This is a genomic window from Streptomyces bobili (assembly GCF_002154575.1).
GTDB lineage: Bacteria > Actinomycetota > Actinomycetes > Streptomycetales > Streptomycetaceae > Streptomyces > Streptomyces bobili.
In genome coordinates, this window is sequence record NZ_MUBA01000615.1 from 1 (window position 1) to 11,580 (window position 11,580).

Here is an 11,580-nt window from a genome sequence, read left to right on the forward strand (position 1 = left end):
CCGCCGTACCGCGAAGATCGTCGTGTCGTCGTCGAGACGGCCCCCCCAGTGCCGCAGGGTGCCGTCGCGGACGTAGGCGACCAGGCGGTCCGGTTCGGCGGTGCGTGGCTCGCGGGCGAGGCCGGCGGCGATGTCGTCGGCCAGCGGGTAGAAGGCGCCGGCGCCGTCCCGTGCCTCGGTGACGCCGTCGGTGACCAGCAGCAGCGTCTCCTCGGGGGCGACGGCGGCGCGCAGCACCGGCGGGGGGTCGCCGGAGGTGAGTTCGGCGAGGCCGAGGGGGAGTCCGCCGGCGTGCGGCAGCCGCCGTACCCCGCCAGGACCGGCGGCGAGCGGCGCCTCGTGGCCGAACACGACGAGGTCGACCACCCCCTCTTCCTCCGCGGGGAAGCCGAGCAGCACGGCCGTGGCGAAACGGTCCCCGTCGGCGCGGCCGAGGGCAACCGTGTGGCCGCGGTGACGCCGCATCCGGACCTCCAGCCGTTCGGCGACCGTCGCGAGGTCCGCCTCGTGGTAGCCGGCCTCGCGGAAGGTGCCGAGCAGCGCCGCCGCCGCCTCCACCGCGCCCAGCCCCTTGCCCTGCACGTCGCCGAGGAGGACGCGGGTGCCGTGCGGTCCGGGCTGGATGTCGTAGAAGTCGCCGCCCACGCGGGCGTCGGCGTCGGCCGCGAGGTAGGCGGCGGCATGGTCGAGCCCACCCCAGCCGGGCGGCAGCGGGCGCAGCACCGTACGGCGGGTGGTCTCGGCGATGTGCCGCATGTGCAGCATCCGGTGCTCGCCGCGCACCCGGACCGCGGCGGCCAGCACGGACAGGACCCCGCCGATCAGGACGAGGACGAAGTCGGCGGGGCCCTCCCGGTACTGGTAGGGCCAGGCGGCGTCCGCGGCGACGTAGGTGACCACCCCCAGCACCGCGAAGACGGCCGTCGTCCACACCCCACACAGCGCGGCGGAGATCGCGGCGACGAACACGCACCAGGAGACGATGCGGAACTCTCCGCCGGTGTTGAGGTCGACGACGGGAATGGCGACCAGCATCAGCAGCGGCACCAGCCAGGTGACGCTGTGGCCGCGGAACTGAAGCAGCTTCTGGCGCTCCAGGACGTCCCGGCCCCGGGCGCGCGGATTTCGGGCGAGCAGCCCCTGGCCCCCTCGGTCGCTCACCGTTTCAGCGAAACACGCTCACGACGCAGCCGCATCCCCGGTCGGCGCCCCGTGCGAAGTAAGGAGCCCGCGTCCCACCGACTTGCCTCCGCCACTCCCCAGGTGTGCCCTGGAAGCCGGGGGGCGAGGAGAGAGGAGTGCTCCCATGGCTCATGCGGCACCCACACCGGGCATGCGGACACCGGGCACGCGAGCCCCGTCCGGGGCAGGCGACGCGACCGACGTCTTCGGCGCGCGGACCCACCTGGTCATGAAGTGGGCGGTGCCCGTCACGCTCGGGCTCGTCTACGGCTACTGGGCCGCGGCGAACCGGCGCAGCGCCGGGCCGATCACCGGCTGGAACATCCTGTTCGGCTTCGTCGCGGCGCTCGCGTTCATCGTGCTGTACGTCGGCATCCGCGCCGTCGCCCCGCGCATGCGGCGCGAAGTGCACGCCCTGATGTGGGCGGTGTTCGCGGGCTGCGCGATCGGTTTCCTCATCAACCAGAGCGGTTCGAGCGTGCTGTACTCCGCCGGAGTCTCGGTGGCGGTCGCGGCGGGCTTCTTCGCGGTGATGTTCTACCGCTACTACACGCACGAGGACGCGGAGGGACACCGCACGGGGTAGTAGCTCCCGGCGCCTGCCGCGCGCGTGCGTGGGCCCCGGCGGTTCTCGCCGGGGCCCACGTCTTCCCTCATCCCTCGACTCACCGGGCGAGCGGGATCCACTCCCACCCGTCCGACGAGGTCTCTGTGGCGCCGAAGCTCCACGAACCGGAGAAGCTGAAGCTGAAGCTGACGGAGCCCGAGCCGGTGACGCTCCACGCCTCGTCGTCCCAGGCGTCGTTCCAGTTCGCCCAGTCCTCGTCCTTCCAGCGCGGGCAGGGGTCGGCGCAGTCCGGTACCCGCTCGCCGCGCGTGTCCACGAAGGCGGCGCTGGCCCAGGCCCCGGCGCCGACGAGCCAGTACCAGTGCGCGTCGCCGTTGACGCTCTGTCCCAGCGCCCGGCACTCGATCCGGTCCCGGCTGCCCGGCGCGAGCGTGCCGGCCGAGGGGGCGTGCGTGGTGGGCGCCTGCCGCAGGCTCAGGTCGGTACGGGAGGTGACGGTGCCCCAGACGGCGCCGTCACCGCTGCCTCGCCGGTCGACGCTGCCTTGTCGGTCGACGCTGCCTTGTCGGTCGACGCTGCCTTGTCGGTCGATCGTCGCCGCGGACGCCGTGGCCGACGGGCCGAGCGCCGCGACCGCGAGGGTGCCACCGGTGAGCAGGGCCGCGGCCAGAGTCCGCACGGCGGGTGTCCGCACGGCGGGTGTCCGCAGGGCCGGAGTGGTGCGCATGATCGCCTCCTTCTCCCCAGATCCATGAGACACCCGTTCGGGTGAACGCTCCACCGGAGCACGGAATCCCCAGGGCCCCGGCTCCGGCCGCGATCCACCCGACTGGCCGCCCCCGCTCGCGCGCCGGGCCCGTACGTCCTTGCCTGGAGCTGTGTCCCGACGCCTGCGGACCGCCGTGTCGGCCGTCCTGATCGCCCTGTCCTGCCTCCTGATGCCCTTCGGCGCACTGGCGGCCTGGGCGGCGTACGGCCTCACCGACACCGGCCGGTACGTCACCGCGATGGCGCCGCTCGCCTCCGACCCGGCCGTACGGGACGCCGTGGTGGACACCGTCGGCGACGACCTCCTGCGCAGGGCCGCCGCCGAACGCGGCCCGCTGCACCCCGAGGTCATCCCCTTCGTGCGGGACGCGCTGCGCTCCTTCACCCACACCCGCGCCTACCGCACCGCGTGGGACGCGGGCAACGAGGCCGCGCACACCGCCGTGATGTCGGCCCTGCACGACGACCGCGAGCGCGAGGTCACCGTCGACCTCGCCCCGGTGGCGCGTCGTGTGCGCGCCCAACTGGTCGCGGACAACCTGCCGTTCGCCGAGCGGGTGCCGCTCGCGCACACCCGTGTCGCGCTGCTGCCCGCCGCCGAACTGGCCACCCTCCGGAAGGGCTACCACGTGCTCGACCTGGCCGGATTCTGGCTGCCGCTGGCCGCCGTCGTCCTCGCCGTGACCGGCATCGCCGTCGCGGCCTGCCGCCGCCGCGCCCTCACCGCCGCCGCGCTGGGCACGGCGCTGGGCGGCGCGTTCCTCGGCCTCGCGATCTCGCTCGCGCGCCACCTCACCCTCACGGACCTCCCCGACCAGTCCCGCCGCCCGGCGGCGGCGGCCGTCTACGACGCCCTGACGGCCACCCTGCGCACCGCCTCCTGGTTCCTGCTGGCCGTGGGCCTGACGGTGGCGGCCGGGGTGTGGCTCACGCGGTACGTACGGGTGGGCCGCCTGGTCCGGCGCCGCCGGGCGGCTCCGACTCCCTTGCCAGCCACGCCAGTCGGCGCAGCGCCCACGCCAACTCCCCCTCCGTCGCGGACGCCAGGCCGAGTCTGACCGCGTCCGGCGTGCGGTGCGGGTCGACGGCGAAGGCGGTGCCGGGAGTGACGGCGACGCCGTGCGCGGCGGCGGCGGCCGTGAAGGTGTCCGCCCGCCATGGTGAGGGCAGCTCCCACCAGGCGAAATAGGCGTGCGGGTCGGTCCGTACGGCGAAGGTGCCCAGGTGGGCCGCGAGGATCCGCTGCCGACGGGCCGCGTCCGCCCGCTTCGCCGCCACCAGCCGGTCCACGGTCCCCTCCCCGGTCCACCGCACGGCTGCCTCCAGCGCGAACCGTCCCGCGCTCCACCCCCCGGACCGCACGGCGGCGGCCACCGCGTCCACCCGGTGCGGCGGTACGACGAGGAATCCGGCCGTCAGTCCCGGCGCGACCCGCTTGGACAGGCCGTCGACGACGTGCGTCAGCGCGGGCGCGTGGGCGGCGAGCGGGGTGGCGTCCGGCCGGAGGAAGGACCAGATGCGGTCCTCGACGACGGGCAGCGCCAAGTCCACGGCCGCACGGGCGAGTTCGTGCCTGCGGGTCTCGCTCATGGTCAGCGAGGTCGGGTTGTGCAGGGCCGGCTGGACGTACAGGGCGGAGAGGGGAGCGGCGCGGTGCGCGGCCCGCAGGGCGTCCGGCCGCGGTCCCTCGGCGTCGCCGCGGACCGGCACGAGCACGATCCCCAGCCGCCCGGCGATCTCCTTGACCAGGGGATACGTCAGCTCCTCCACGCCGACGCGGCCACCCGGCCGGACCAGGGAGGCGAGCGCGGCGGCGATGGCCTGGCGGGCGTTGCCCGTGAAGAGGAACCGGGCGGGTTCGGGGCGCCAGCCGGGGGCGGTGAGCAGCCGGGCCGCGGCGGCTCGCGCGTCGGCGGTGCCGTCGGCCGCGGCGGTGCCCAGTGCCCCGGTCAGCACGTCGGCCCGCAGGAGCGGGGCGAGTCCGGGCGCGAGCAGCTCCGACTGGCCGGGCGCGGACGGGTAGTTGAGTTCCAGGTTGACCGGCGCGGCGGTGGCCGGTTCGACCAGGGCGCGGCCCTCGGGGACGGCGGGTGCGGCCCGTACGAAGGTGCCCCGGCCGACCTCGCCCACCACCAGCCCGCGCCGGACGAGTTCGCCGTAGACGCGTCCGGCCGTCGACGGGGCGATCCGGTGGGCGCGCGCGAACCGCCTCTGGGGCGGCAGCCGTTGCCCCGGCACGAGCCGCCCCCGCGCGATGTCGTCGGCGATGCGGTCGGCGATGACCCGGTAGTCGCTCATGGCTTCCCCTCCCGTCCGGCATTGCACCGAGGGCAAAGATCTTATTGCACCGAGGAGTTGGTGAACCTAGGGTCGACGCATGGCACCCTTCCTCGCATACGAGGACAAAGGCTCGGATACCGCCGGACGTATCCCCCTGGTCCTCGTCCACGGCCACCCCTTCGACCACACGATGTGGGCCCCGCAACGGGAGGCCTTCGCCCCCGCCCGCCGCGTCATCACCCCCGACCTGCGCGGCTACGGCGCCTCCCCGGTCACCCCCGGCACCACCCTCCTCTCCCGGTTCGCCCAGGACATCGAGGACCTCCTCGACGACCTGTCGGTGGACACCTTCGTGCTGGCCGGGCTGTCGATGGGCGGCCAGATCGCGATGGAGTGCTGCGACCGTCTCGGCGACCGCGTCCGGGGCCTGGTCCTCGCCGACACCTTCGCCGAACCCGAGACCCCCGCCGGCAAGGCCGCCCGCAACGCCGTCGCCGACCGTCTCCTGGCCGAGGGCATGCGCGGCTACGCCGACGAGGTCCTCCTCAAGATGGTCGCCCCGCACGCCCCGCACGCGGTCCGGGCCCACGTCCACCGCATGATGACGTCCACGCCGCCCGAGGGCGCCGCCGCGGCCCTGCGCGGCCGGGCCGAACGCCCCGACTACCGCCCCGTGCTCCGCCGGGTCACCGCCCCCGCCCTCGTCGTCGTCGGCGCGGACGACGAGTACACCCCCGTGCGCGACGCGGAGACCCTGCACGCCCTCCTCCCCGACTCGGTCCTGCGCGTGATCGACCACTGCGGCCACATGCCCAACCTGGAGCGCCCGGAGGAGTTCAACGCGGTGCTGGGCGAGTTCCTGGAACGGGTGGACGCGGACTGACCCGGCGGGCCGGTGGCAAACCCTTGGTCCGCCGGCCGTCCTCCCGTCTACCGTCACCGCATGAGCAAGACGACAACGACGACCCTCTGGCGGCCCACCGGGCCCGAGGAGCTGGCCCTGGTGGAGGCCTCCGGATGGCGGCAGTGGCCGCCGAGGCTGCCCGAGCAGCCGATCTTCTATCCCGTCCTGAACGAGGACTACGCGATCCGCATCGCCCGCGACTGGAACGTCCCGGCCTCCGGCGTCGGTTACGTCACCCGGTTCGAGGTGGAGAGCGGCTTCCTCACCCGGTATCCGGTGCGGCAGGCCGGCGGAGAGACCATCCTGGAGCTGTGGGTACCGGCGGAGGAGCTGGATGAGTTCAACACGCACATCGTCGGGACCATCGACGTCGTACGGGAGTTCCGCTGACGTGCCACGCGGGCGCGGGCGGGCGTTCGGGGCGTGGTGCGCGGGGCTGCTGTTCGCCGGCGTGAGTGCCGTCGTCGCGTGCCGGGCCGCCGACACCGACGCCATGACCCCGATCCCGCAACTGCTCGCGTTCCTGCCCTGGCTGCTCGTGCCCACCGGGACGGGGCTGCTGCTGTCGCTGCTCGCCCGCTGGTGGACGGGGCTGGTGTGGGGCGTCGTCCTGCTCGGGCTGCTCGCCTGGTTCATCGAGCCGTACGGCAACGCCGACGAACCCGACGGCCTCGCCGTCGCCCGGCTGCGGGTGCTCGCCTCCAACGTGGAGTTCGGCGGGGCGACGGACGCCCTCGTGAGCGCCGTACGGCGGGAGAAGCCCGATGTGGTGTTCGTGTCCGAGTGCGAGTACCGCTGTCAGGCCACCGTGCGCGCAGAACTCGGCACAGCGTTTCCCTACCGGCAGGCCGTCGAGGGGGACACCTCCGTCGGATCGGTCATCCTCAGCCGGTTCCCGCTGACGCCCGCCCCGGTCGTGCCCGGCGTGATGGGCATGCCCGGTGCCGTCGCCGACGTCGACGGGCGTCCCGTACGGCTCCAGCTGGCGCACCCCAAGCCGCCGCTGCCCCGCCAGGTCACCGTGTGGAAGCGGGAGCTGGGCCGGCTGCGGGACTTCGCCGACGACCACCGGGGCGACGGGCCGCTGATCCTCGCCGGGGACTTCAACGCCTCCCAGGACCACGCCGCGTTCCGCCGCATCCTCGACACCGGGCTGCGCGACGCCGCCCGGCTCGCGGGCAGCCCACGGGAACCGAGCTGGCCCACCCGCACCACGCCGGTCCTCGGCGCCCAGATCGACCATGTCCTCGTCTCCGGCGACTTCTCCTCGAGCCGCGCCCGCTTCCTCGACCTCCCCCGCACCGACCACCGCTCCCTCCTCGTCGACGTCACCCTCCACCAGCCCCGATAGGCAGCCCCGACAGGCAGCCCCGACAGGCCGGGGGGTGGACGGCGGGCGCCCATAATGAGCGCATGCCCCGCGAGCTTCCCATCGGCCTCACCCCTCCCGACTGGCTGGTGCGGAACCTGCGGCCCCAGCAGGCCCCCGTCAACCGGCCCGCCGTCGCCCGCGCCGCGCTCGCCATGGCGCTCCCCCTGCTGATCGGACTGGCGCTCGGCCGGCCCGAGTACGGCGCGCTCGCCTCCATGGGCGCCCTGTCCGGCGTCATCGGCGACACCGCCGACGCCTACCGGATACGCATCCTCAACATCGCGATCCCGCAGGCCTTCGGGGCCGTCGGCATCACCCTCGGCGCGGCCGTGTACGGCCACGGCTGGCTCGCCGTCACCGCCGTGACCGCCGTCGCCCTCGTCTCCGGGATGATCTCGACGATCGGCGCCGTCGCCTCCGTGTCCGGGCTGCTGCTGCTCCTCAACTCCGTCGTCGGCGCGGGCCTGCCCATGCCCGGCGCGTGGTGGCTCGCCCCCGTCCTGATGACCGGCGGCGGCCTCCTCGTCCTGCTCCTCGCCCTGCTGGCCTGGCCGCTGCGCTCCGGCGTCCCCGAACGCGCCGCCGTCGCCGGCACCTACCGCACGGTCGCCACCCTCCTCGACGCCTCCGCCGGCACCACCCCCGGCGCCTACGAGGACGCCCGCCACGCCGTCACCCAGTCCCTGAACCAGTCCTACGACCTGGTCCTCGCCCACCGCGCCCGCCACCACGGCCGCAGCCCCGAACTCACCAGGCTGCTGGCCCAGCTGAACGCCATCACCCCGGTGGTCGAGGTCGCCCCCGCCGCCCATCTCGCAGGCCGGCCGCTCCCGCCCGAGGTCCCGGCGGCCGTACGGCATCTCGCGCAGGCCGTGGAGACCGGCTTCACCGGGCCGATCGGCCTCGGCCTGCCCACGCCCACCGAGGAGACCGGCCGCGCCGTCGACCACGCCCTGCGCCACACCGCCGAGGTCGTCGCCGCCCCCGACGTCGATCCCCTGGGCCTCGTCGACCGGCTCGGCCGGCCCGCCGCGCTCCGCGTCCGCGCCGCCCGCGCGGCCCACGACGTGCTGCTCTCCGCCGCGTCCTGGCGCTACGGCCTGCGCCTCGCGCTGTGCATCGGCCTCGCCCAGGTCCTCGTGTCGATCATCACCGTCCCCCGCTCCTACTGGGTCGCCCTGACGATCACCTTCGTACTCAAGCCCGACTTCGGCTCCGTCTTCTCCCGCGCCCTGCTGCGCGCCGTCGGCACGGTCGCCGGCCTCGTCGTCGCGGCGGCGGTGCTCTCGCAGGTCCCGCGAGGATGGTGGGACGTACCCGTGATGCTGCTGCTGGCCCCGCTCATCCCGGCCCTCACCCCTCGCGGCTACGGCTACCAGACCGCGGCCATCACCCCGGTGATCCTGCTCCTCTCCGACGTCCTCAACCACCAGGGCACGGCCCTGCTCCTGCCCCGCCTGGTGGACTCCCTCATCGGCTGCGCGATCGCCCTGGTCGCCGGCTATCTGCTGTGGCCGGAGAGCTGGCACACGCGCGTGGGCGACCGCCTCGCCGACGCCGTCGCCGACACGGCCCGCTACACCGAGTCCGCCTTCGGCAGCCACGTCGACCCCCCGGCCCGCGCCCGGATGCGCCGCCGCCTCTACCGCGACCTGTCCGTCATCCGTACGGAGTTCCAGCGCGCCCTGACCGAACCGCCGCCCACCGGGACCCGTGCCGCCGCCTGGTGGCCGCTCGTCGTCGCCGTCGAACGGATCGTGGACGCGACGACGGCGGCCCGGGTCCGTGTGAAACACGGAGCCGAACCGCCGTCCGAGGCGGAGATCGCGCACGTCGCCAGGCAGCTGCGCGAGCTGTCGGAGGGCCTGCGCGACACCGACGTCCTCTACCCCGTCCGCACCGACCTCACGGGCCCGCCGGACAGCGTCCTGGAAGCCCTCCGCCAGGAGGTGGCGGCGGCGCGCACGATCGCGTCACCGCACCAGCCGTAGACACCGGTGACGTGGGGCGACTCAGACGCCGATGTCCTCGCCGTCGACGCGCCACACCGACACGACCGCCGGGCGGACGAGCTTGCCGGGCCCGTCGGGCCAGGTGCTCTTCGGGGTCTCGACGGACGCGCCGTCCAGCTCGCCCGGGTGCTGCACGGCGATCAGCACGCGCCGCTCCTGGATGAGCGGGCCGCAGGTCTCGGCACCGGTCGGCACGGTCAGAAACTGCTTCAGCTCACCGCGCCGCGAGCCGCGGGTGGCGACCCCGAACAGCCCGTCGTGCGAGCCGAGCTGCGCGCCGTCCGTGGAGATCCACAGGTTGCCGTGCGGGTCGAAGGCCACGTTGTCCGGGCAGGAGATCGGGCTGACGGCGTCCTTCGGGAAGCCCGCGAAGTACGTCGACGGGTCCGCCGGGTCACCGGCCACCAGGAACAGCGACCAGCAGAACTTCGTCGACTCCGCCCGGTTCCAGCGCTCGGTCAGCTCCAGGACGTGCCCGTGCTTGTTGGCGTTGCGCGGGTTGGCCTCGTCGGCGGCGGCGGAGCCGGCCTTCCCCCGGTTGCTGTTGTTGGTGAGGGCGACGTAGACCTTGCCGGTGACCGGGTTGGGCTCGATGTCCTCGGGCCGGTCCATCTTCGTCGCGCCGACCTTGTCACCGGCGAGCCGCGTGAAGACGAAGACCTCCTCGGCGGTCATGCCCTCGACGTGCGAGACGGCGCCCTTCGCGGTGGCGGTCGCCAGCGGGATCCACTCACCACTGCCGTCGAATTCGCCGTCGGCGGGCAGCTTGCCGGTTCCGTCGATCTCGATGGCGGGCGAGTCACCCGTCAGCTTCGCGACGTACAGCGTGCCCTCGTCGAGCAGCGAGAGGTTGTGCTCGCGCACCGAGCGGCTGCTGCCGTGCCGCATCCGCTTGCTGCCGACGAACTTGTAGAAGTAGTCGAAGCGCTCGTCGTCACCGGTGTAGACGACGGGACGGCCGTCGTGCGTGAGCCGGATGGTCGCGGCCTCGTGCTTGAAGCGGCCGAGCGCGGTGTGCTTGCGCGGCGTGGACGAGGGGTCGTACGGGTCGAACTCGACGACGTATCCGAACCGGTGCGACTCGTTCGGCTCCTGGGCCACGTCGAAGCGCTTGTCGAACCGCTCCCACTTGCGCTCGGTGGCGCCGGTCCCGATCCCGTAACGCTTGTCCGTCGGCCGGCCGCTGTTGGCGAAGTACTGGTTGAAGTTCTCCTCGCCGTGCAGGGTCGTGCCCCACGGCGTGGTGCCGCCGGAGCAGTTGTTGAGCGTGCCGAGGACCTTGGTGCCGGTCGGGTCGGCGGAGGTCTTCAGCAGGTCGGACCCGGCGGCGGGCCCGGTCAGCCGGAACTCGGTGGTGGCGGTGACCCGCCGGTTGAGGTGGTGCCGGGGAACGGCGACGAGCTTGCCGGTCCTGCGGTCGCCCTCGACGACGACCGCGGAGAGGCCGTGCGCGGCCCAGGCGATCTCCACCTGCTCACGGGTGGGGTTGGCGGCGTCGTAGCCACGGAACATGAGCACCTCGTCGGTGTACTCATGGTTGGCGACGAGCAGCTGCCGGTTGCGCTCGCCCGGCAGCGGCAGCAGCGCCAGGAAGTCGTTGTTGTACCCGAACTGGCCCGCCTGCGCGGCGGCGGTCTGCTTCTCCGGGTCGAAGGCCGGCGCACCCCGCAGGATGGGCTCGCCCCAGCGGATCACGACGTTCTGCGTGTATCCGTCCGGGACGACGACGGCGTCGAGGGTGTTGGGCGCGACGCTGCTGTAACGCAGCCCGCGAGCCCCGGACGGCTTGGACGGCTTGGACGGCTTCACCTGATCCGCGGTGGCCGCCTCGGCGGGACGCGCACCGGCCACACCGGCGGCACCGGCGGCGCCCGCCACGGTGACGACGGCGGCGGCACGCATCATCGAGCGGCGGCTGAGCGCCCCGGCGATGACATCGCCGACGTACTCGTTGCCGCTGGTGTTGGGCACCTCGTGGAAGCAGGCGTCACCACACCGGAAACGACAGGTCATGGCGGAGCGTCCGCCCGGGTGGGACTGGGACGGCGTTCCGATCAACGGCAGCAGCTTGCGCACCTTTAAACTCCCCTTGCGTGCACTTGGTGTGAGCGTGACGGTAGGGGTACGTATGTGCGGAGGCGCTGACGCCGGGTGAACAGAGAGTGAATCCGGGGCAGCCACAAGGGTGTTCACCCAGTCGAGGGGTGGTATTGACACACCCGCCGTACGCCCACTCACCCCTGCCGAAGATCACCACCAGGGGCCGCTAACCTTACGTGTCCGTCCTGGCCAGGGATTGACGGGATCAACTCACGCGAAGGGTTGCGCACATGGGCATTCTCACTCTCCTGCGGAACGCATTCGGCCGTTCTCGCAAGGAGCGGACCGCAGAGGCGGAGGGTGCGGCACGGATTCCTTCGCAGACGGAACCCACGAACCACCCCGAGCCGCAGCCGACCACGACGACCCCCGAGACGGTCGTCCCCACCCCCCC

9 protein-coding genes are annotated in these 11,580 nt (G+C 73.6%); 5 read left to right on the forward strand and 4 right to left on the reverse strand.

Annotated features, from left to right (window positions below):
- On the reverse strand, window positions 1-1,161 hold a 1,161-nt coding region (locus tag BZL64_RS34920), incomplete at its 3' end, for a PP2C family protein-serine/threonine phosphatase (RefSeq protein ID WP_244205695.1).
- Window positions 1,162-1,306: 145 nt separating this feature from the next.
- On the opposite strand from BZL64_RS34920, the gene BZL64_RS34925 reads away from it, so the two are divergent.
- On the forward strand, window positions 1,307-1,768 hold the full coding sequence (locus tag BZL64_RS34925; protein ID WP_244205697.1) for a hypothetical protein: 462 nt from the start codon (window positions 1,307-1,309) through the stop codon (window positions 1,766-1,768).
- Between the two features lie 79 nt (window positions 1,769-1,847).
- On the opposite strand, the gene BZL64_RS34930 is transcribed toward BZL64_RS34925, so the two are convergent.
- Together BZL64_RS34930 and BZL64_RS34940 are read right to left on the reverse strand one after the other, a co-directional pair.
- Window positions 1,848-2,477: a hypothetical protein gene (locus BZL64_RS34930; protein ID WP_086773082.1), complete on the reverse strand. Its 630-nt coding sequence runs from the start codon at window positions 2,475-2,477 to the stop codon at window positions 1,848-1,850.
- Between the two features lie 968 nt (window positions 2,478-3,445).
- Entirely contained in the window at window positions 3,446-4,816 is a 1,371-nt protein-coding gene (locus tag BZL64_RS34940) for an aminotransferase class I/II-fold pyridoxal phosphate-dependent enzyme (RefSeq protein WP_086773083.1), read from the reverse strand.
- A gap of 79 nt (window positions 4,817-4,895) precedes the next feature.
- Between BZL64_RS34940 and BZL64_RS34945 the strand changes: the two genes are divergently transcribed.
- The 4 genes from BZL64_RS34945 to BZL64_RS34960 all read left to right on the forward strand — a co-directional run bounded on the left by BZL64_RS34945 (window position 4,896) and on the right by BZL64_RS34960 (window position 9,065).
- Complete coding sequence (locus BZL64_RS34945) at window positions 4,896-5,681, forward strand: alpha/beta fold hydrolase (protein ID WP_086773084.1); 786 nt, start codon at window positions 4,896-4,898, stop codon at window positions 5,679-5,681.
- 60 nt (window positions 5,682-5,741) lie between these two features.
- Complete coding sequence (locus tag BZL64_RS34950) at window positions 5,742-6,092, forward strand: hypothetical protein (protein WP_086773085.1); 351 nt, start codon at window positions 5,742-5,744, stop codon at window positions 6,090-6,092.
- Window positions 6,037-7,053 (forward strand): endonuclease/exonuclease/phosphatase family protein, encoded by a 1,017-nt coding sequence (locus tag BZL64_RS34955; RefSeq protein WP_086773086.1) that lies wholly within the window; start codon window positions 6,037-6,039, stop codon window positions 7,051-7,053. The genes BZL64_RS34950 and BZL64_RS34955 overlap by 56 nt, the downstream gene beginning before the upstream one ends.
- A 62-nt stretch (window positions 7,054-7,115) precedes the next feature.
- Window positions 7,116-9,065 carry an FUSC family protein gene (locus tag BZL64_RS34960; protein ID WP_086773087.1) on the forward strand — a complete coding sequence of 650 codons (1,950 nt, stop codon included), beginning with the start codon at window positions 7,116-7,118 and terminating at the stop codon, window positions 9,063-9,065.
- Window positions 9,066-9,086: 21 nt separating this feature from the next.
- Here BZL64_RS34960 and BZL64_RS34965 read toward each other — a convergent pair whose 3' ends face one another.
- Window positions 9,087-11,162, reverse strand: a complete 2,076-nt coding sequence (locus BZL64_RS34965) for a PhoX family protein (RefSeq protein WP_086773088.1) — start codon at window positions 11,160-11,162, stop codon at window positions 9,087-9,089.
- Window positions 11,163-11,580: the final 418 nt, after the last annotated feature.

Bases quoted from the DNA above. Each gene is read 5' to 3' on its own strand.
- BZL64_RS34945 (WP_086773084.1), top strand. From the start codon at position 4,896: ATGGCACCCTTCCTCGCATACGAGGACAAAGGCTCGGATACCGCCGGA.
- BZL64_RS34940 (WP_086773083.1), bottom strand. From the start codon at position 4,816: ATGAGCGACTACCGGGTCATCGCCGACCGCATCGCCGACGACATCGCG.
- BZL64_RS34960 (WP_086773087.1), top strand. From the start codon at position 7,116: ATGCCCCGCGAGCTTCCCATCGGCCTCACCCCTCCCGACTGGCTGGTG.
- BZL64_RS34925 (WP_244205697.1), top strand. From the start codon at position 1,307: ATGGCTCATGCGGCACCCACACCGGGCATGCGGACACCGGGCACGCGA.
- BZL64_RS34930 (WP_086773082.1), bottom strand. From the start codon at position 2,477: ATGCGCACCACTCCGGCCCTGCGGACACCCGCCGTGCGGACACCCGCC.
- BZL64_RS34950 (WP_086773085.1), top strand. From the start codon at position 5,742: ATGAGCAAGACGACAACGACGACCCTCTGGCGGCCCACCGGGCCCGAG.
- BZL64_RS34955 (WP_086773086.1), top strand. From the start codon at position 6,037: ATGAGTTCAACACGCACATCGTCGGGACCATCGACGTCGTACGGGAGT.